At 57.4% G+C, this 18,127-nt stretch carries 21 protein-coding genes and 1 pseudogene; 10 read left to right on the top strand and 12 right to left on the bottom strand.

What is annotated here, in order from left to right; all coding sequences use genetic code 11:
* The first annotated feature begins 100 nt into the window (after nt 1–100).
* A complete protein-coding gene (locus tag FPV09_RS00110) occupies nt 101–979 on the top strand; it encodes a M23 family metallopeptidase (RefSeq protein WP_148881914.1) in 879 nt (292 codons plus the stop codon).
* Here FPV09_RS00110 and FPV09_RS00105 read toward each other — a convergent pair.
* Both FPV09_RS00105 and FPV09_RS00100 read right to left on the bottom strand, forming a co-directional pair.
* Complete coding sequence (locus tag FPV09_RS00105) at nt 914–1,882, bottom strand: hypothetical protein (protein ID WP_148881913.1); 969 nt, start codon at nt 1,880–1,882, stop codon at nt 914–916. The two genes, FPV09_RS00110 and FPV09_RS00105, sit on opposite strands and share 66 nt — an antisense overlap.
* A 4-nt stretch (nt 1,883–1,886) precedes the next feature.
* A complete protein-coding gene (locus FPV09_RS00100; RefSeq protein ID WP_148881912.1) occupies nt 1,887–2,450 on the bottom strand; it encodes a flavodoxin family protein in 564 nt (187 codons plus the stop codon).
* A 70-nt stretch (nt 2,451–2,520) separates the two neighbouring features.
* Between FPV09_RS00100 and FPV09_RS00095 the strand changes: the two genes are divergently transcribed.
* The 4 genes from FPV09_RS00095 to FPV09_RS00080 are packed head-to-tail and all read left to right on the top strand — an operon-like array spanning nt 2,521 to nt 6,348.
* A complete protein-coding gene (locus tag FPV09_RS00095; RefSeq protein WP_246112354.1) occupies nt 2,521–3,849 on the top strand; it encodes a TldD/PmbA family protein in 1,329 nt (442 codons plus the stop codon).
* The gene (locus FPV09_RS00090; protein WP_148881910.1) at nt 3,850–5,055 is read left to right on the top strand and encodes a TldD/PmbA family protein; all 1,206 of its coding nucleotides are present in this window, start codon (nt 3,850–3,852) and stop codon (nt 5,053–5,055) included.
* The gene (locus tag FPV09_RS00085) at nt 5,052–5,699 is read left to right on the top strand and encodes a class I SAM-dependent methyltransferase (RefSeq protein ID WP_148881909.1); all 648 of its coding nucleotides are present in this window, start codon (nt 5,052–5,054) and stop codon (nt 5,697–5,699) included. The genes FPV09_RS00090 and FPV09_RS00085 overlap by 4 nt, the downstream gene beginning before the upstream one ends.
* Nucleotides 5,668–6,348: a carbon-nitrogen hydrolase family protein gene (locus tag FPV09_RS00080; RefSeq protein WP_148881908.1), complete on the top strand. Its 681-nt coding sequence runs from the start codon at nt 5,668–5,670 to the stop codon at nt 6,346–6,348. Before FPV09_RS00085 ends, FPV09_RS00080 begins: the two co-directional genes overlap by 32 nt.
* 3 nt (nt 6,349–6,351) lie before the next feature.
* Here the strand turns inward: FPV09_RS00080 and FPV09_RS00075 are convergent, their stop codons facing one another.
* Nucleotides 6,352–7,083, bottom strand: coding sequence for a DUF2202 domain-containing protein (locus FPV09_RS00075; protein ID WP_148881907.1), 732 nt, complete (start codon nt 7,081–7,083; stop codon nt 6,352–6,354).
* 234 nt (nt 7,084–7,317) lie between these two features.
* Here FPV09_RS00075 and FPV09_RS00070 point away from each other — a divergent pair, with 234 nt between their 5' ends.
* The gene (locus tag FPV09_RS00070) at nt 7,318–7,770 is read left to right on the top strand and encodes a protein-tyrosine phosphatase family protein (protein ID WP_148881906.1); all 453 of its coding nucleotides are present in this window, start codon (nt 7,318–7,320) and stop codon (nt 7,768–7,770) included.
* On the opposite strand, the gene FPV09_RS00065 is transcribed toward FPV09_RS00070, so the two are convergent.
* Both FPV09_RS00065 and FPV09_RS00060 read right to left on the bottom strand, forming a co-directional pair.
* Nucleotides 7,757–8,320 carry a nitroreductase family protein gene (locus tag FPV09_RS00065; protein ID WP_148881905.1) on the bottom strand — a complete coding sequence of 188 codons (564 nt, stop codon included), beginning with the start codon at nt 8,318–8,320 and terminating at the stop codon, nt 7,757–7,759. The genes FPV09_RS00070 and FPV09_RS00065 overlap by 14 nt on opposite strands.
* Before the next feature lie 41 nt (nt 8,321–8,361).
* Nucleotides 8,362–8,970 (bottom strand): annotated as a pseudogene (locus tag FPV09_RS00060) (MBL fold metallo-hydrolase); the annotation flags it as partial.
* Nucleotides 8,971–9,028: 58 nt separating this feature from the next.
* Between FPV09_RS00060 and FPV09_RS00055 the strand changes: the two are divergent.
* On the top strand, nt 9,029–9,493 hold the full coding sequence (locus FPV09_RS00055; protein WP_148881904.1) for a Mut7-C RNAse domain-containing protein: 465 nt from the start codon (nt 9,029–9,031) through the stop codon (nt 9,491–9,493).
* Here FPV09_RS00055 and FPV09_RS00050 read toward each other — a convergent pair.
* Genes FPV09_RS00050 through FPV09_RS00030 form a run of 5 tightly spaced genes read right to left on the bottom strand, consistent with a single transcriptional unit; the run spans nt 9,490 to nt 14,932 of the window.
* Nucleotides 9,490–10,479 (bottom strand): ABC transporter ATP-binding protein, encoded by a 990-nt coding sequence (locus FPV09_RS00050; RefSeq protein WP_148881903.1) that lies wholly within the window; start codon nt 10,477–10,479, stop codon nt 9,490–9,492. The genes FPV09_RS00055 and FPV09_RS00050 overlap by 4 nt on opposite strands.
* Nucleotides 10,476–11,447 (bottom strand): ABC transporter ATP-binding protein, encoded by a 972-nt coding sequence (locus tag FPV09_RS00045; RefSeq protein WP_148881902.1) that lies wholly within the window; start codon nt 11,445–11,447, stop codon nt 10,476–10,478. Before FPV09_RS00045 ends, FPV09_RS00050 begins: the two co-directional genes overlap by 4 nt.
* A gap of 5 nt (nt 11,448–11,452) precedes the next feature.
* A complete protein-coding gene (locus FPV09_RS00040) occupies nt 11,453–12,301 on the bottom strand; it encodes an ABC transporter permease (RefSeq protein ID WP_148881901.1) in 849 nt (282 codons plus the stop codon).
* Between the two features lie 10 nt (nt 12,302–12,311).
* Nucleotides 12,312–13,331: an ABC transporter permease gene (locus FPV09_RS00035; RefSeq protein ID WP_210411136.1), complete on the bottom strand. Its 1,020-nt coding sequence runs from the start codon at nt 13,329–13,331 to the stop codon at nt 12,312–12,314.
* A 47-nt stretch (nt 13,332–13,378) separates the two neighbouring features.
* The gene (locus tag FPV09_RS00030) at nt 13,379–14,932 is read right to left on the bottom strand and encodes an ABC transporter substrate-binding protein (protein ID WP_148881900.1); all 1,554 of its coding nucleotides are present in this window, start codon (nt 14,930–14,932) and stop codon (nt 13,379–13,381) included.
* 130 nt (nt 14,933–15,062) lie between these two features.
* On the opposite strand from FPV09_RS00030, the gene FPV09_RS00025 reads away from it, so the two are divergent.
* On the top strand, nt 15,063–15,770 hold the full coding sequence (locus tag FPV09_RS00025) for a 6-hydroxymethylpterin diphosphokinase MptE-like protein (RefSeq protein WP_148881899.1): 708 nt from the start codon (nt 15,063–15,065) through the stop codon (nt 15,768–15,770).
* Here FPV09_RS00025 and FPV09_RS00020 read toward each other — a convergent pair.
* The gene (locus FPV09_RS00020; RefSeq protein ID WP_148881898.1) at nt 15,754–16,581 is read right to left on the bottom strand and encodes a hypothetical protein; all 828 of its coding nucleotides are present in this window, start codon (nt 16,579–16,581) and stop codon (nt 15,754–15,756) included. The genes FPV09_RS00025 and FPV09_RS00020 overlap by 17 nt on opposite strands.
* 62 nt (nt 16,582–16,643) lie before the next feature.
* Here FPV09_RS00020 and FPV09_RS00015 point away from each other — a divergent pair, with 62 nt between their 5' ends.
* Nucleotides 16,644–16,859 carry an LSm family protein gene (locus tag FPV09_RS00015; RefSeq protein ID WP_058937822.1) on the top strand — a complete coding sequence of 72 codons (216 nt, stop codon included), beginning with the start codon at nt 16,644–16,646 and terminating at the stop codon, nt 16,857–16,859.
* 9 nt (nt 16,860–16,868) lie between these two features.
* Entirely contained in the window at nt 16,869–17,603 is a 735-nt protein-coding gene (gene mobB / locus FPV09_RS00010; protein WP_148881897.1) for a molybdopterin-guanine dinucleotide biosynthesis protein B, read from the top strand.
* Here the strand turns inward: mobB and FPV09_RS00005 are convergent.
* Entirely contained in the window at nt 17,600–18,127 is a 528-nt protein-coding gene (locus FPV09_RS00005) for a M67 family metallopeptidase (protein ID WP_148881896.1), read from the bottom strand. The genes mobB and FPV09_RS00005 overlap by 4 nt on opposite strands.

The following is an 18,127-nucleotide window of genomic DNA, read 5'->3' as shown; positions in this document are numbered from 1 at the left end:
TTCAGCTTTATCCATTGCCTTTCGTTCAGCTCGTTTTTTGGGATAAAAACTTAAAAACGTTTTTCCGATATTTCCTAAAAACATCCCATCGGTGACGCTGATGGGGAAAATCGCGGAAAAGCTCCAGTACATCGGGTTTTTGGGATTGTTGGGCCTCATATACAGGCCGCTTACCCTCTTCTTTCTCTTCTTTCTCGCCCCAGGGGTTGCGACGCTCTTTGAACTCCTACTCGATAGGAATAACCGGAGAGAACACTGGATTGAGCTTCAGATACTGTTGATTTCCCTGCTCAATCCATTCATTCTCTATCAGACGCTTTGTCATTCCTTCGGCCAGCTTTCGGCCATGAGGAGGAAATCTCCTTTACCTGAGGAGTATTCGCAGAAAACGGAATTTCGCCTGCCATTTGAGGGCTTCTGGACGGCGGAAAACGGCGGAATAACGAAGGAAGAATCTCATTCGTGGGAGGTAATCAACCAGCGCTACGCCTACGACTTTCTTGTGAAGGACGAAAGTGGAAAGACGCACCGGGGGAGCGGAGAAAGCCTCGAAGACTACTACGCCTATGGAAAACCCATCCTGGCCCCTGCCGATGGCATCGTGGTAGATGTTAGGGATGGCGTCCCCGACAACCCTCCAGGGAGGATACTGTGGTCAATTAGGGATTTCCGTGGCAACTTCGTTCTGATAAAGCACGACGAAGGGGAATACAGCTTTTTAACTCACCTGAAAAACGGAAGCGTTCGAGTGAAGCCGGGGCAGAGGGTGAAAAGGGGCGAAATTATAGGCCTGTGCGGTAACTCCGGGTTCTCAACCGAGCCGCACCTCCACTTTCACGTTCAGGATAGCCCCAACTTCTTTTCCGCCGTTGGTTTGCCCGTGAAGTTCATCAGGTTTTACAGGAAGGAGGACTCAAAGGTTGTCTACATCGAGCGGGACTACATCAGGAAGGGCTGGGTCGTTGCCCCTGCGGAGTAAACACGCCACCATTTCTTTCCCTTTCACACCGAGCGCGACACCCTCTCCTAGAACCTCGATCCAGCCGTTCTCCCAGAGCTCCCTTATCCTCGACTCTTCCCCGGAAATCTCGACCAGGAAGGCCTTTCCTTCAAGCTCGCCCCCAACGAGGAGCTTATCGCCAATTGGCAGCAGTGAGGTGGCGCTTCCCTCCCCAAGGGTTGTATCGGCATTACCAACGCGAACCCAGAAGTTCCCCCCGCGGTAGCCGGCTAAGACGAGCTTTCCGTTCCAGCGGCATGCCGTCAGCGCTATTCCCTCGGCAAGAACCTCCTCACGGGAGGGCTCGCCGTCTCTGCTGAACTCGAAGGATTTGACCTCCCAGCGCCCATCCTTAACGCTCCCGATGAGCCTCAGACCGTTTCCCTCCGGAAGCAGGGCCGTGAAGACGGCATCGTTCCAGCTTCCGAAGTCCTTCAGCCAGAGGAGCTCCCCCTCGGGGGCAACCTTCCCGAGAAAGAACCCCTTATCGCCCGGTCTTCCGGTTTCGCCTGCGATGAAGAACCCATCCCCTGCGGGGAGGATTGAATAGACCGCCCCATTGTTTCTGACGTTGAGCTTCCTCTCCCAGAGGACGTTTAATCTTTCATCGAGCCTCGCGACGTAGGCCTTCCAGCCCTCGCCGCCGTCCGGTGTCGCAACACCTTCAACCGCCCCGCCAATCAGATAGCCGTCGTTGAGATTGAGCGCGCTGTGTCCCTCCCAGTCGTTCTCCCCAGCTAAAAAGCGGGTTTCAATGATTTCCTCTCCGTTAATCCTTGCCAGCATTATCCTGTAGTTCCTCCCGTCGTGGACGCTCCCGACGACGAGGTCTTTAGCCATGGCAACCGGAACCGTTTCAACGCCGAAGAAGTAGGTTCTCATGGCCTTACCCCCTTTGAAGTATCCTCCCGACGAACCTTTCAAGTCTGGCCCGGACTTCCGGGTGCTCTGTGAGGTTTCCCCGGAGGGAACCTCCGCCATACTCGTTCGAGGACAGCAGAACTGCCTCCGGCCAGCTCTCGCCACCGGTCAGCCCGTACAGCACCTCGTGGAGCGCCATATCCCCACCGGAGCTGGTGTTCCCGATGAGTATGAAGTTCAGCTTCTCTTCGAATGCCTTCCATTCCTCGTAGCTCTTGAAAACGGCCTGGCCCCTCTCGGAGAAGGCCCTGTAGAGGCCGGAGGCGTGGCCGCCGTAGGTTGGGACGGCGAATATCAGAACGTCAGCCTTCATTGCCTTCCCGTAGAGCGCCGGCACGTCGTCGTTTATGGGACAGTTCCCGGTGAAGCACTCGTATTCACAGTGGCTGCAGGGCCTTATCTCCAGGTCATAGGCCTCTACCAGCTCCCCCTCGTGGCCTTTTTCCTCAAACTTCTGAAGGCAGAACCTGAGGATTCGGGCGCAGTTGCCGCCCTTCCTGGCGCTGAACGCAACTCCAATGACCTTCATTGTATCCCCAGTGTTACGACTCCAAATGGTTTTTAAGGATTACTCTTGATTTGGAATTCAGGTGTTGGCAGTGGAGGTAGAGAAGGCCGTTGAACTCGCACTCTCACTCGGCGCGGAGTACGCGGAAGTGCGGTGCGAGGAGCTTCTCAGGGCGGAAATCACAGCCTCAGAGAGAGTTGATGTTTCTGCCCGCTCCACTGGGGGATTCGGGGTTAGAGTCCTCGTGAACGGTTCCTGGGGCTTCGCCTCCGTGAACTCCCGGGAAGACCTTGGGTGGGCCGTCGAGAAAGCGGTAAGGCTTGCGCGGATTGGGGAAGGCAGGGTGAGGCTCGCGAAGGTCGGGCCAGTACGCGACCGGGTGAAAAGCAAGATGAAAATCAAGCCCTCCGAGGTATCGCTCGACGAGAAGGTGGAGGCCGTCAAGGAACTCCTAAACGCCCTCCCAGAAGCCTCAAGAAAGGTCGTCAAATACTCCGACTTCTCCGGCTTTAAACGGCTTGTCACGAGCGAGGGGACTGAAATTGAATGGGAGCTGGAGGGGATTTCGTTTGAGGTCGATTTGGCTGTCTCTTCAAACGGACGGAGCGCATGGCTCTTCGAGCTCACTGGCTCGGTTGAGAGAGGGTTTGAAGCCGTTGAGGATATAACCGGGAAGATACTCGGTGGAATAAAGGGACAGCTCGACTGTTTCCTGAGAGGGAGGCGGCCGAAGCTCCGTGATGTCCCAGTGCTTCTCTCGCCCTACTTCGCGGGGATGATTGCCCACGAGGCTTTAGGACACCTCGCGGAGGCCGACGAGTTGCCAAACACGCCCCTGGCGGGGAAGCTCGGAGAGAGGGTTGCCCCGGACCTCGTGAGCCTGAGCGACGGGAACGTCGAGGACGGCCACGGAAACGACCGCTACGATGACGAAGGTGTTCCAGTTAGGAAGGTCGAAATCCTGAAGGACGGGGTTTTCAGCGAGCCCCTCGTGGACAGGGAGAGGGCCTTTGAGCTCGGCGTGGAGCCGAACGGCCGCGCGAGGGCCGAGAGTTACGCCTTCGAGCCCATGGTGAGGATGAGGAACACCTACTTCGAGCCCGGCGACTGGACGTTCGAGGAGCTCCTGGCTGAGGTGAGGCGGGGCTACTACCTCGTCCGTCCCGGGCCTGGACAGACCGGATTAGACTCGTCTTTCACTGTCGGAATTCTTGAAGGTTACACCATCGAGAACGGTGAGGTTGCCGGGCCAATATTCGGTGCCACCGCCAGCGGAAGGGCCCTGGATGCACTCCCCGGAATCCGGGGCCTCGGTAAGGAGCTCGACTTCGAGAACTCCTACTGCGGGAAAGGCCAAGTGGTAAGGGTGAGCATGGGCGGGCCGCACGTTCTCTTCGAGAGAGGAATAATGGTGGTGTGAATGGAGCGCGAAGTTTATTGGTTCAGGGGGAAGAGCCTCGGCCTTTCGCTGGAGGGAAGCGTTAAGCCCTTCGCGCGGGTTCGGGAGTTCACCGCGGTCAGGTTCGTTGAGGACGGCAGGGTTGGCTGTGCACTCGCCGAAGGAAGGAACGAGGAGAAGGCAATCAAACTTGCCCGGGAGCTCCTGCGCTTTTCGAAGGATGAAAGTTACTCCCTTCCCCCTGGATCCAGGGTGCGCTGGGAGAGGACGTTTGAGGCCGATGTTGAGGACTCGGCCGAGGAACTCTCCTCGCTGGCGGATGATGTGAGGAAAAGGGGGCTTTCGCTCTCTGGAACCGTTGAGTTCATAACCCGGTGCCTCTCCATTGAGAGCACCGCGGGGGCAGACGTCGAAGGGACCTACTCTCTTATGAAGGTTGAGCTTGAAATAGCCAGCAACGTTCCGTTCTCGCTCTCGACCGGCTCCGCCGCGAGAACTGAGGTTGGAAAGCTCATTAATCCCTACCTCCGCCTTGTGGAGGGCCTTGGGGAGACGGAGCCCCCGAAGGGAGAGGCTGAGGTCATCATAGCACCGACGCCGCTTTACGCCCTTCTCATTTCACCCATCCTCTGGAAGTTCCGGGGGAGCACGGCGGTGAAAGCGCCGGGAATGGAGGCGAAAGAAGGAGAAATCCTGGCCTCGCCTCTCGTGACGGTTCTCGACGACCCGATCGATAAGGGCTCGCTCCGCTACGTGAAGGCAGACGACGAGGGAGTCAAAGCGGGGAAAAACGTTCTCATTGAGGAAGGCGTTGCTAAAGGACTCCTCTGGGACAGCTACACGGCTTGGAGGGCCGGGAGGAAGAGCACGGGCAACGGAATAAGGATAGGCGAGAGGGTTTTCGATGGCCCGCACAACCTGACGCTCGCCCCCGGAAGGAAGGGCCTCGATGGGCTTATAGGTGAAGTCGAGAAGGGATTTTTGGTCCTCGGCGTCAGGGGCGCGAACGCACTTGATCCGACGACGGGGGACTTCTCGGTGGTCGCTACTCCTGCCCTCGTAATCGAGCGCGGCGAAACCGTCGGCTTCTCCCGCTTTGAACTCAAGGGGAACGTCTGGGAACTGCTCAAAAACACCACCGGAGTTGGAAGCGAGCTCGCGAGAATCTGGCTCGACGAAGGGCTCTCGCTGTCCCTACCCTTCCTGAGGACGGAGGTGGTTGTGTGAGAGAAACCCTGGATAACTTCCACTTCAAAGTCCTCGAAGCTTTCAGGAAGGCCGGCGGCACGGAGGAGGAACTCAAGTGGCTCACCGGTTCGGCACTGGCTTTGTTTCCTGCCCACAGGGAAGAGATCCGGCTGAGGCTCAGAACCATGGAGGAGATCCTAAGGAGGGCCAGGGGGAGAATTCTTGAGGTCGGCTCCGGTTCCGGACTGCTTGCCCTCGCGCTCTCCGAGAAGGGAACCGTCATCGGAGTCGAAAAGAGGGCCGACTTCTTTCCCTTCCTTCGGGAGCTTGAGAACGGACGGCTGGTCTTCATCCGGACGGACTTCCTCAGCGACGACGTTAGGCGGGACTTTGACACCGTGGTCTTCTCCTACATCCTCCACGACCTTGAACCGGAGTCGTTCATAAAACGGGCCGCTGAAGTTCTCTCGCCCGGTGGCAGAGTCCTCGTCGGCGACTTCGACCTTAATGGGTTGAGAGAAAAGATAAAGGAGCTCACCGGGCTTTATGGGCTCCTCGTGAGTGAGGAGCTCATCCTCGGACGGGTAACGAGTCACGGCAGGGAGTGCGATGCGTTCCTGCTCGTTCTCAAAAAACACGGGAGGTCAGAAAATGAGGGTTGCCCTGGTTCCCATGCACGTTGAGGTTGGAAACTTCGAGGCCAACTGGATGGAGTTTGAGAAGCGCTTTGAGGAGGCCCTGAAACATGACCCGGACTTCGTTGTCTTCCCGGAGTACTGTTTGACTGGCTTTAATGAGTGGGACTTCAGTGGGGCGAAGCTTTACGACGAAATAGTGGAGAGGGTGAGCCGGCTTGCCAGGGAGGCGGGCGTTTACATAGTCTTTGGACTCCTCGAACCATACAAAAACTGCGTCTACAATTCAGCTTTGCTGATCGGCAGGAACGGGGAAATCCTGCTGAAGCACCGCAAGTTCCAGGAGCCGATGAAGTTCTGCACCGGCAACACCGTGAAAACAGCTCAAACGGAGTTCGGCAAAGTCGCGATAATCATCTGCGGCGACCTCTACAACAAGAGGATAGCAAAGTGGATTAGACGGAAAAGGCCAGATTACGTCTTCATGCCAATGGATCGCTCACCGTGGGGTGAGTTCAACCTCGCGGAGGAAGTGGATGACATGGGCAGGCGAGTTGCCATCCTTGGAGTCAGAACGTTCATCGTAAACAGCTTTGGCCACTGGGACAGCTTCGGCGGCGCGTGGTTCTTTGACAGAGACGGAACCCTGCTTGCAGAGAGCAAGAGGGATGAACTGCTGGTATGGGAAGAAAAATAGGGATCAAGGCTTGCCGCCCATGCCTCCGCCGGTCTCCATCGGGCTGCTGATTATCGCCTCGTACTCGTCCTTGGGGAGAACCTGCGGCTCGTAGGTCACTCCCCTATTTTTCAGCTGGTCCACAAACGACCTGAGGTGGTTTCTACTTCCCATCATGAGGTTCTCATAGACGGTTATGATGTCCACCTTGTTCGTCCGGGAAAGCCATTCCTGGAGGTCTTTTATGTCGGTTTCCTCTATGAGAGCGCCGACCTTGAGTGCATCGACTTCGCTCTTCATGCCCATCTCTATGAGCTGGTCGTAGAGCTTCTGAAGCTCCTCGTTCTGGAACTCGCCGATGCCCTCACTGGCGGTCGGGTCGGTTAGATTGTACTTCTTAAGAAGCATCCTTACAGACTCGACGTGGGTTGTCTCGCTCTTGGCGATATTGCTGAATATGGGAAGTCCCCACTTCTCATACAGTTTGGTGTAAACGTCATGGGCCAGCTTTTCCTCTTCAACCATGTAGATGAGCCCCTCTTTTTCCGCGTCCGTTAGTGGTTCCGCCGGAAGGGAGTCTATGTACGACTGCAGGTCCTGGGTGTTCACGTCCCCGCTTGAATCCGCAACGAGTGGGACCGTGTTGGTCTGCGTGGGTGTGGTCGTCTCGGTTGTGGTCTGGGACGATGTACACCCGGCCGCTAGAACTCCGAGGAGAATAACCCCCATAAGGAAGAGTGTGCTGAGTTTTTTCATGTTTCCACCCCCGCCCAGGGTTCCCCGGGCATGCAGTTTAATTTACTCGGCGTTACTTAAATATGTTTCGGTTTTCCATTGAGAATGTAGCCTTTCGTTGCGAGTTGAGTTGAAATGGGCCGCCGTTGGATGTACTCCATCGATGCTCTGAACGGTGAAACCTGTGCTTGATTGGACGCTGGTCGGCAAGTTTCTTGAACCCTTCTTTGAAATGGTGTCGTGGGGGTGGATGCTGTGTGGCCCTCGGCGAGGTTCATCGATGAGAGCGTGGCCTTCTCCAGGATGCCAACTGCAAACGAGCTGGATGCGGTTTCGGAGACATTCGACGCGATAGTTGTCCTGGTTGAGGAGCACGAGCTGCCCTATTCGCTCGGCGAGTGGGAAAAGAGGGGTGTCGAGGTGCTCCACAGCCCGATAGAGGACTTCGCGGCACCGAGCTTGAGCCAGCTCCTCGAAATCCTCCGCTGGATTGAGGCGAGGGTTGAGGAGGGCAAAAAGGTTCTGATTCACTGCATGGGCGGCCTCGGGAGGAGCGGAACGGTTGCTGTTGCATGGGTGATGTACTCCAAGGGGCTCCCCCTGAGGGAAGCCCTGAAAATGGTTCGTAGGATACGGCCCGGCGCGGTTGAGGTGGAGGAGCAGATGGGGGTTCTGAAGGAGCTGGAAAGGCTCCTCAGAAGCCGTTGAAGCTCACCACCTCTTCGAGCCTTCTCCTCTCGTACTTCGGCTTCGGGTCTGCAGGATAGCCAACTGGCAGTATCGTCTGGAGCTTGTAGTTCGGGGGAGCGTTCAACAGCTCCTCCACGGGCTTCGGGTTCGGAGGGGTGTACGTCACGGTGCCGAGGCCGAGCTCCTCGAGCGCAAGGAGAAGGTAGCCGACCGCTATCCAGGTTGATTGGAGCCAGTATGGGGCCTTGGTGTGTCCAAAGACGAGTATCAAATAAGGTGCCTCGCTGAGGAAGGGCTTCTCCGGTTTGAAGCCCTTGGCGTTCAGCCAGGCCATCAGGTCACCCTTCGTCCTTGAGTAGAACTTCTCCTCTTCCTCCTCGCAGAGTTCCCTTATCTTCCCCTTGAGCCAGTCGTCGTCCACAACCACGAACTTCCAGGGCTGGGCGTTCATACCGCTTGGCGCTTCCTTTGCCGCCTTGATGGCCTTCATCACGTCCTCCTTCGGGGGCCTCTCCGGGAGAAACTGCCTCACGGTCTTTCTCCTCTTCGCCAGCTCAAGAACGCGCATGGCATCACCGGTTTCTTTTGGGCGGAAACGGATAAAAACGTTTAGACGTAGAACACCATGCCATCGTAGGCTACCAGGACTTTGTTTTTCCACCTCTTCCTCACGTACTCCGTCAGCTTGAGGAAGGGCAGGTTCTTGTGGGAGATGTGGCTGAGAACGGTTCTCTCTGCAAGCTTAAGCCCTATCTCAGCCGCCTCGTCAACGTTGTTGTGATAGGGGTCGTCGGTCCCTGGGGGATAGGTCGCGTCAACTATCGCCAGCCTGAGCGGGGCCTTCCCCTTGAGGAACTCCCACGTCTCCTCTGGGAGGCCTTTAGTATCGTAGAGGAGAGCAATGCTCTTTCCGTTCTCCTCGATGAGATAGCCGAGGGTTTCGACCTGATGGTTTAGCCGGAAGGCGGTGATTTTGAGGGTGTCGAGCTCGATAACGTCGCCCGGTTTCACGACCTTCGGCTGGAGGTTCTTGGGCTCACGGAGGATTAGAGCATCGGCGTGTCCCTCCGGCGCGTAGAGCGGCGTTTCCATCGCCATCCAGCGGAGTTTGTAGAGGCCGTATATGTGGTCGTGGTGTCAGTGGGTGAGGAAAATCGCCTCCAGCGGAACGTTCAGGAAGTCCCTTATGTCGGTTCCAACATCGAAGAGAACGGCTTTCACCTATTTCATGGCTGTGAAATAGTTCCCTTATAAGGATTGCCGCCAACTCCGGAACATGAGGTTCATAGCGGACATGATGCTCGGCCGGCTCGCGAGGTGGCTCCGGCTGTACGGCTACGACACGCTCTACGGGGTGGAGGATGACGATGAGATACTCCGGGTTGCCCTAGCTGAGAACCGGGTTCTTCTGACCAGGGACTCGGGCCTCGCAAAGAGGGCTGAGAAACTCGGGGTTGAATCAATCCTGCTGAACTCGAACTCTCTTGAGGGGCAGGTCGAGGAACTCAGGCGTTTTGGTGTGGAATTCAGGGAGCTTTTTCCGGCCAACGCACGCTGCCCCAAATGCAACGGACTGATAAGGCCCGCCTCGAAGGAAGAGGTTAAGGAGAGAGTCCCGGAGAGCGTTTACGAGCGCTATGACGAGTTCTACGTCTGCGAGAATTGCGGTCAAATCTACTGGCCGGGAAGGCAGTGGAGAGAGATGCTGAAAATAGACCGGAAATTAAGAAAAGAAAGCTAGTGAAGCGGGTGGTGGCAGGCAACGAAGTGGTTGTGGCCTATCTCCACCAGCTCCGGCTCGTGGGCTATGCAGGTCTCGCTCGAGAACGGGCACCTTGGATGGAAGCGGCATCCCCTCGGCGGGTTGGCGGCGTTGGGAACTTCTCCGGTTATCTTGAGCTTCTTCTCCTTCTTCCTGCGTGCTATTGATGGAACCGCCTGGATGAGGGCCATCGTGTACGGGTGGGCGGGGTTCTTCAGAACTTCATCGGTTGGGCCGATCTCGACTATCTTGCCGAGGTACATCACCGCTATCCTGTCCGCTATGAGCTTGCCGACCGCTATGTCGTGGGTTATGAAGAGCTGGCTGAGGTTGTACTCCTCCCTGAAGGACTCGAGAAGTTCGAGGATTGAGGCACGCATCGAGACGTCTATCATCGAGACCGCTTCGTCCGCCACAACGAACTCCGGCTTCAGGACCATCGCCCTCGCTATCACAACGCGCTGCCTCTGGCCGCCGCTCAGGTGGTGGGGATAGCGGTCGTAGAACTCATCCTCCGGGGTCAGTCCAACGCGCTTCAGCATCTTGAGGGCTATCTCCTTCGCCTCCTCCTTCTCGGCTATCCCATGGACGAGGAGCGGATGGGCTATCGCATCGCCGATCTTCATCCTGGGGCTTAGGCTGGCGTAGGGGTCCTGGAAGATTATCTGCATTCTCCGCCTGAAGGGCCTCATCTCCTCGCGGGAGAGTTCCGTTATATCCGTCCCGTCGAAGATTATCTTGCCGTCCGTGGGTTCTATAAGCCTCAAAACGGTCCTTCCGGCGGTCGTTTTACCGCAGCCGCTCTCGCCGATGAGCGCCAGAACCTCTCCTCTGTCTATCTCGAAACTGATGCCGTCGACGGCCTTGACGTAGCGCGGCGGCTCCTTCCTGAGAACCTCCAGGATGTTCCTCCTGATAGGGAAGTACTTCTTCAGGTTCTCAACGCGAAGCAGTGGCTCGCTCATTCCCCCGCACCCCCATAGAGATGGCAGGCCACAAAGTGGCCCTTCTCGTACTCTATCATCCCGGGCTCGACCGCGTCGCAGAGGCCCTTGAGCGTCGAGCGCTCCTTGAAAACCGGGCACCTTGGATGGAACCGGCAGCCCTTGGGCGGGTTCCTCAGGTCGGGTGGGTATCCCGGAATCGCCCTGACCTCGCTCTCCTTCCAGAGGTCTGGAACCGCCTCAATGAGCGCCTTCGTGTACGGATGGAGCGGGTTCTCGACTATCTGCTCGACGGTTCCGAACTCGACGAGCTTCCCCGCGTACATGACGGCTATCTTGTCGCTCCTCTCGGCTGCAAGCGAGATGTCGTGGGTAACGAAGTAGATGCTCGTTCCCTCGGCCTTGAGGGCGTCTATGAGGTCCATTATGGAGTCCTGCACGATAACATCCAAAGCAGTCGTCGGTTCGTCCGCGATGAGGAGCTTCGGGTTGAAGGCCATCGCCATCGCTATGCTTATCCTCTGCCTCTGGCCGCCGCTGAGCTGGTGGGGATAGTAGTCGAGCCTGTCGGGCGGAAGGTTGACCTTCTCGAGGAGCTCCTTCGCCCTCTCCCTCGCCTCATCCTCCGGGACGCCGTGGACGGTCATGACCTCGACCATCTGGTCACCGGCTTTCCGGAGGGGGTCGAGGCTGGTCATGGGGTCCTGGAATATCATGCTGATATCCTTTCCGCGGATCTTCCTCAGCTCCTCCTTGCCCACCTTCAGCAGGTCCTTTCCCTCGAAGATGACTTCGCCCGAGACTATCTTCCCCGGCGACGGGACGATGTTCATTATCGCGTGCGCGACCGTGGATTTTCCGCTTCCGCTCTCCCCAACGAAGGTGACCCACTCTCCCCTGCCTATGCTGAACGTCACGTTCTCGGCCCCTTTGACGACCCCCGCAAGGGTGTAGTAGTAGATGCTAAGGTTTTTGACTTCCAGCAGCATTCACATCACCTCGTTCCAAGGGAGAGCCTCTCGCTGAGGGCCTCTCCTATCAGCGCGAAGGCCATGGCCAGGAGCATTATCATTATTCCCGGGAAGAAGACCAGCCACCAGTAACCGTCGAGCAGGAACGGCTGGCCGACGCGCAGGTCGTATCCCCAGTCGGGCGTCGGCGGCGTTACCGACAGTCCCAGGAAGCTCAGGCCGGCCTCCGTTAGTATGGCATCGGCGACGCTGAGTGTGAAGACTACCAGTATGGTTGGTGCGAGGTTGGGCAGGATGTACTTGAACATGACCTCCTTGTCCCTCGCGCCTATCGCGTGAGCCGCTTCAACGAAGAGCTGGCCGGTGAAGCTGAGGGTCTGCCCGCGAACCATCCTGAAGTAGGTCGGCACGTAGACGAAGCTTATCGCTATGGCGGTATTTATCGGACTCGGGCCCAGAACCACCGCGATGACCATCGCGAGGATCAAAGCAGGGAACGCGTAGATGCTGTCCATTATCACGCTCAGCGTTCTGTCGATTTTTCCACCGTGGTAACCGGAGAGCAGTCCGAGGGGAATTCCTATCGCCATCGAGAGCAGCGTCGCTATGAATACGACGTAGAGGACGACCCTTGAGCCCCAGACTATCCTCGAGAACATGTCCTGGCCGAGTCTGTTGGTTCCCATGAGGTGGTCCGGGCTGGGTGGGGCGAAGACGTCGTCACTGCTCTGAGTCGGGTCGTAGGGGGCTATCCAGGGGGCGAAGACCGCCATTATGACCACTATGAGGACGATGATTATGCCGAAGATGAGCATGCCCCTGCCGGGCTTCTTCCCGAAGACGAACTCGGTAAGTTTTCCTGCTATCTCCATCTTGACCACCTCAGTACTTCACCCTCGGGTCGAGCAGCGCGTAGACTATGTCCACTATGAGGCTGATGATGCCGACGAAGAAGGCAAAGAATATCACCGCACCCTGGATGGCGTTGTAGTCGCGGTAGTCTATTCTGTCCACGAGGAACGTTCCCATTCCCGGCCAGCTGAAGGTCGTCTCGGTAAGAACCGCACCGCCGAGGAGTATGGCGAACTGGAGTCCCATGAGGGTAACGACGGGTATGAAGGCGTTCTTCAGCGCGTACCACATGACCTTTCTGTCGGCAACACCCCTCGCGTGGTAGGCCCTTATGAAGTCCTGGCTGAGGACGTCAACCATGTTGTTCCTCACCAGCCTCGTGTACGCTCCGCTGAGGACTATTCCGAGGGTGAGCGCCGGCAGGATCAGATGCCTTACCGAGCTCACCAGCGCGTCCCAGTTTCCGGTAATGATGCTGTCCAGGACGTAGAGGCCGGTTACCGTGTGGAGGTTAACCCCCGGGTCGAGCCTGCCCGAAGTGGGCAGCCAGTGCAGGTGGATTCCGAAGAGGTACTGGAGCATCATACCGAACCAGGGTATGAAGAGCGTGTAGGCGATTATGCTGTAGACCCTCATCGCCGTGTCAGTCTTCGTCCCCTTCCGGGTGGCCCCTATCACTCCGGTAAGGAGGCCCAGGAGCACGCTGACGGTGAAGGCCCAGAGGGCGAGCTCAAGCGTTGCCGGGAAGCGCTGGGCTATGTAGTCCCACACAGGTTTTCCCATCGGGAACGCCAGCGTAACTCCGAAATCGCCGTGGAGGACGCCCTTGAGGTAGTCGAAGTACTGGACGTAGAGGGGCTTGTCGAGCCCCGCCATCTGCATGAGGTGCTCCAGCTGCTCCGGGGGAATGTTCTTCGTTCCGACGACGGCCATAACCGGGTTTCCGGGAAGGATTCTCAGGAAGAAGAACACGAGGGTGTAGAGAATGAGGATCGTCGGAATTATCATGAGCGCCCTGATTATTATGTACTGACCGAGTCCCCTGGCCACGTTATCACCCCTTCTTAATTGAGACAAAAAGGAGTGAAAGAAGGAAATCACTCCTTGTAGAGGGTCGAGTAGCGGAATATCATGTCCGGGCCTATGGTCACTCCCTTGACGTTCTTCTGGGTCACCACGAAGAGTTTGCCCTGTATCAGCGGTATGTATGGAACGTCCTGGGCAAGTATGTCCTGGACCTGCTCGTAGAGCTTCGTCCTCTCGTTCTGGTCGCTGAGCCTCTGGGCCTGGCTCAGGAGGTCGTCCATCGTCGGGTTGGAGTATCCGGTTCCGGCCCACTTGTTGGCGCCGCTCTTGAGGAACGGGGTGGTGTAGTCATCGGGGTCGAGGTAGTCGGGATACCAGCCGAGCAGGTAGACCTGCATCTGGCCGTTCCTGGCGTAGTCGGTGTAGGTTCCCCATTCGGCGCTCTTGATGGTGACCTTTATCATTCCGGTCTTCTCCCACTGCTCCTTGAGCATCTGGGCAAGGTCGGCCTCGGTGTCGCCGTAGTGGGTCGGCGTGTACCAGAGCTGTATTTCCAGCGGGTTGCTCTCGGAGTAGCCGGCCTCACTGAGGAGCCCCTTGGCCTTCTCTATGTTGCCGTCGCCGTAGGCGGTCTTGAAGACGTCCTTGTGGCTCCACATCCCGTTCGGAACCAGGCTGTAGAGGGGCTCAACGGTCCCCATGAAGACCTTCTGGGCTATCTCGGGCCTGTCAACGGCCGCCGCGAGCGCCTGCCTGACCTTGACGTTGCTCGTCGGGTCGTTCTCGGTGTTGAGACAGATGTAGCGGATGAATCCGCCAGGAACCTCTATGACGTTGAAGTTCTCATCCTTCTTCAGGCTGTCTATGTCGCTAGGCCTGAGCGTCCTCCAGGCGATGTCTATCTCGCCGTTCTGGAGGGCGAGGCGCATTGTCGAGGCGTCGCGGTAGAACTTGATGATTATCTTTTCAGTCTTGGGCTTCTCGCCGTAGTAGTTCGGGTTGGCCTCGAGAACGAGCTCCTCATCGCGCACCCACTTGGTTATCTTGTAGGGGCCCGCACCGCCGGCGGTCTGGTCGCTCTGTATCTGGTCGGGGGCGTAGTCCGGGTGGACCGGGAAGTACGGCGGGGTCGTGAGGAGGGCCAGGAAGTATGCGGTTGGCTGCTTGAGGTAGAAAACAACCGTGTAGTCGTCCGTCGCCTCCACCTTGTCCACGAAGTCCGTAACGAGCCAGGACGGGTCGCCCTGGATGGTCATTACCCTCTCGATGCTCCTGACAACATCCTGGGCCTTCAGGGGAGTTCCGTCCGCGAATTTAAGGTCCTTCCTCAGGTGGAAGGTCCAAACGGTCGAGTCCTCGTTGACCTCCCAGCTCTCGGCTAAAGCCGGCTCGATTTCGAGGGTTCCCGGCTTGTATTTTACCAGGCCCTCCATGACGTTGTTGAGAACCTCCCAGGTGTAGAAGTCGTAGGCGTTCGAGGGGTCAAGGTCAGTCACCTTGTCCGTAACGCCCATCACTATCGTCGCTGTCTCTTCCTCTCCGCCACCGCCGCTTATACAGCCGCTGGCCACTGCAGAAAAAACCACCAAAACCACCAGAGCCAATGTCGCGTACTGTCGCCTCATAATGTGTCACCGGTGGATATTTACGGACATCCATGCATTTAAATCTTTCGCAGTGCTCATTATCGGACCGACGAAGTCCATACATGAACCAAGGGCAAAGTTGATATATGCCCCACCCCCATCCCCTTCCATGGACTGGGAAGACTGGAAGCCCCTCTACCTCCGCATCGTTCGGGAGATGGGGTACCCGATTGAGGGGGACAGAAGGGCCGCTCGAATCCTCAGGGCGCTCCTCCTCGAGGGAGATGAATACATCCTGCGGGACGAGCTGGCGGCCGTCGTCGGGAGAAAGGCCTACGTCTTCGGCTGCGGGCCCAGCCTGGAGGATGCTCTCCAGGAGTTTGATTTCTCCGATGGGACGTTGATAGTCGCCGATGGGGCAACTTCTGCACTCCTAGAGCACGATATGGTGCCCGACATCATCGTCTCCGACCTTGACGGCAGAATTCCCGACCTGAAGCTGGCGAACGACCGGGGAGCATTCATGGCCGTTCATGCCCACGGGGACAACGTGGATAAACTGACCGCCTACGTGCCGCTCTTCTCAAGGGTTCTGGGGACGACCCAGACGGAACCGCTGGACATCGTCTACAACTTCGGTGGCTTTACCGACGGCGACAGGGCCGCTTTTCTGGCCGAGGAGCTGGGCGCGAGGGAGATAGTTCTGGTCGGCTTCGACTTCGGCGAGACCGTGGGGAGGTGGAGCAAGCCCGGGTTGAGGGAGCACGCCCCGATATGGGAGAGCAAAAGGAAGAAGTTCGAGTTTGCAGAGGAACTGCTGAAATGGCTGGAGAAGAATGGGAAGGCGAGGATCGAGTACCTCAGACCAGGTCCCTGAGCTTCTTGACCTTTCCAGCTTTTATCTCGACGTAGCCGGCCCTCTTGAGGAAGCGGAGAACCTCCTCGACGGCCCTCGGGGAGTAGTTGATGACGAGGGTTCCCTTCTCAGTGGGTATCGAGATGGGCGAGGCCCTCATGAACGCCTTGACCAGGTCTTCCTCCGGAACCTTCTCGTTGCCGAGGGACTTGAGTATCTCCCCTGAGAGGATCGAGCGGCCTATCAGCGCGAAGTAGACCCTCAGGAGGTAGTCCTCCGGGAAGTAGCGCGATGCGATCTTTCCGAGGGTGTTTATCTTGGCTATGTCCAGCTCGAGTATCTCGAACTCGTACTCCATGGTGAGGTCGGTGAAGGCGAACTGCTTGGCTATCCTCTCGGCGCTCTCCGGGCTGTGGACGAGGTTGAAGGGGAACTTGAACTCGAAGCGGAGCTTCGTGACGTCAATGCCTTTCCTCAGCTTGATGACGCCGTCGCTGTAGTCTATGGCGCCGTTCCTCGTGAGCTGGTCGAGGAGCTCGGCAACCCAGGGGCCCTCCTGAAGGAGGGTCTCGAACCTCTCGCCGACCTTGATGTGCTCCAGTATGTGGTTGAGGCTCTCCCTGAAGGAGACGAATCCCTCCCTGAGGGCCTCCCTGTCGGCCCCCTCTATGACGTCTATCTGCGCGCTTATCTCCTCAAGAGTCCCCTCGAGCAGGTATCCCACGAACGCCTCGTATCCGAGTCTCTCATGAAGCTCGAACTTGATGCCTTCTCTTCTAAGGTCTTCCAAAAACGATTTCTTCACGGATTCACTCTTCGTAACGAACCTCATTCTATCACCGAACCGGAAACGGTTAAAAGCCTTATAGGTTTTTGGTTTCTGGAGGTGAGCGCATGGGCGAGAAGCAGTACCTGCTCGACAGAACCCTAGAGGCCTGGAAGGGAAAGAGGGTTGCCCTGGCTGTTAGCAACGAGCACTCCTTCACCGGAATCCTGGATGACTTCGATGAGGAGGTCATACTCCTGAGGGACGTGGTGGACATAGCCGGGAACAAGGCCAAGGCCCTCGTGGTGAAGATAGACGACCTCAACTGGATAATGCTCCTGTGAGGGATTGGGATGAGGGGCATTGCCTTCGTTGGCTTCAAGAAGAGCGGGAAAACGACGACGATTGAGGCCGTCGCGAGGGTCCTCAAGGAGAGAGGTTACCGCGTTGCCATAGCCAAGAGCATGCACGTCGACTTCGACAGGGAGGGGAGCGATACGTGGCGCTTCTCAAAGGTCGCCGATGCCGTCCTTGTCAGGGCGAACGATACCGATGCCCTCCTCTTCAACGCCAAGGACATCAACGCGCTGTTCTCAATGGTCTCGGCGGACTTCCTCCTGCTCGAGGGATTTAAATCGGTTCAGCACGTTCCCAAGATAATATGCGCGAGGAACGAGGAGGACGTGAGGGAGCTCAACGACGGCCTTGCCGTAGCGGTGAGCGGAGTTATAGCCTCGGCGGGTGCGGATGGGGTTGAGGGCCTTCCTGTCATAGACGCTACCAAAGAGCCGGAGAAGCTCGCGGATTTGGTGGAGAAGAGAGCCTTCATGCTCCCCAACATAGACTGCGGCCTCTGCGGCTTTGAGTGCGCCGAGATGGCGAGGATGATAGTGAGGGGCGAGAAGACGACCAAGGACTGTGTGGTTCTGAGTCAGAAACCGAAGGTGACCGTTAGAATAGACGGCCAGGTCCTGCCGATGAAGGACTGGGTGCAGGAGCTGGTGGAGAAGACCATCAAAGGCATGCTCTCGGCGATGAAGGGCTACCGCGAGGGGAGAAGGATAGAGATCGTGATTAGGGAGGACTAATCAAGTTCCCTCTGTGCGTGGGCTTCGATTCTCAATTCTTCGAGTTCTTTCTCTGTTCCTCCTCCGTTGAACATCCCCCTCCTCACGCTCTTGGCGAGTTCCTCTATATCCCCCCTAACAGAGTCAACTTCGTCCTCAACCTCCACCGCTTCAACCTTCCCCTCCTTCAGAATCCACGCTCTAACCTCGCCCTTCGACGTAACTATCAGCCAGACGACCGGCCAGAGCCTCATGCCCTTCAAGTCCCTGCCGCTCGGTCTCGGCGGGCACTTTAGGTGGGAATGGAATATGCCGACCACCCCAAGGCCCCTCTCCTCGGCCCCGTCTATGGCCTTCACCATCTCGAGCGGCTCCATCTCAAAGGCGGTGGGCGAGTTCAACCTGTTGGGGATGAAGCGAATTTCTTCGACGATGAAGTCATTCCCTTCTCGCCTCCCGAAGAGGAAGCCACATACCTCAACAGCACTCCTTTCTGTCATTTTGATGATCTCCTTTAAATCATCCTGTCGAATTACCAGCCTCAT

It is taken from the genome of Thermococcus aciditolerans (assembly GCF_008152015.1).
Classification (GTDB): Archaea; Methanobacteriota_B; Thermococci; order Thermococcales; family Thermococcaceae; genus Thermococcus; species Thermococcus celericrescens.
This window is presented reverse-complemented; position numbering and strand designations above follow the sequence as displayed.

Coding starts and splice junctions, on each gene's coding strand:
- mobB (WP_148881897.1), top strand. CDS start 16,869: ATGAGGGGCATTGCCTTCGTTGGCTTCAAGAAGAGCGGGAAAACGACG.
- FPV09_RS00055 (WP_148881904.1), top strand. CDS start 9,029: ATGAGGTTCATAGCGGACATGATGCTCGGCCGGCTCGCGAGGTGGCTC.
- FPV09_RS00050 (WP_148881903.1), bottom strand. CDS start 10,479: ATGAGCGAGCCACTGCTTCGCGTTGAGAACCTGAAGAAGTACTTCCCT.
- FPV09_RS00080 (WP_148881908.1), top strand. CDS start 5,668: ATGAGGGTTGCCCTGGTTCCCATGCACGTTGAGGTTGGAAACTTCGAG.
- FPV09_RS00020 (WP_148881898.1), bottom strand. CDS start 16,581: ATGAGGTTCGTTACGAAGAGTGAATCCGTGAAGAAATCGTTTTTGGAA.
- FPV09_RS00025 (WP_148881899.1), top strand. CDS start 15,063: ATGGACTGGGAAGACTGGAAGCCCCTCTACCTCCGCATCGTTCGGGAG.
- FPV09_RS00045 (WP_148881902.1), bottom strand. CDS start 11,447: ATGCTGCTGGAAGTCAAAAACCTTAGCATCTACTACTACACCCTTGCG.
- FPV09_RS00040 (WP_148881901.1), bottom strand. CDS start 12,301: ATGGAGATAGCAGGAAAACTTACCGAGTTCGTCTTCGGGAAGAAGCCC.
- FPV09_RS00100 (WP_148881912.1), bottom strand. CDS start 2,450: ATGAAGGTCATTGGAGTTGCGTTCAGCGCCAGGAAGGGCGGCAACTGC.
- FPV09_RS00110 (WP_148881914.1), top strand. CDS start 101: ATGGGGAAAATCGCGGAAAAGCTCCAGTACATCGGGTTTTTGGGATTG.
- FPV09_RS00090 (WP_148881910.1), top strand. CDS start 3,850: ATGGAGCGCGAAGTTTATTGGTTCAGGGGGAAGAGCCTCGGCCTTTCG.
- FPV09_RS00015 (WP_058937822.1), top strand. CDS start 16,644: ATGGGCGAGAAGCAGTACCTGCTCGACAGAACCCTAGAGGCCTGGAAG.
- FPV09_RS00030 (WP_148881900.1), bottom strand. CDS start 14,932: ATGAGGCGACAGTACGCGACATTGGCTCTGGTGGTTTTGGTGGTTTTT.
- FPV09_RS00105 (WP_148881913.1), bottom strand. CDS start 1,882: ATGAGAACCTACTTCTTCGGCGTTGAAACGGTTCCGGTTGCCATGGCT.
- FPV09_RS00005 (WP_148881896.1), bottom strand. CDS start 18,127: ATGAGGCTGGTAATTCGACAGGATGATTTAAAGGAGATCATCAAAATG.
- FPV09_RS00065 (WP_148881905.1), bottom strand. CDS start 8,320: ATGCGCGTTCTTGAGCTGGCGAAGAGGAGAAAGACCGTGAGGCAGTTT.
- FPV09_RS00075 (WP_148881907.1), bottom strand. CDS start 7,083: ATGAAAAAACTCAGCACACTCTTCCTTATGGGGGTTATTCTCCTCGGA.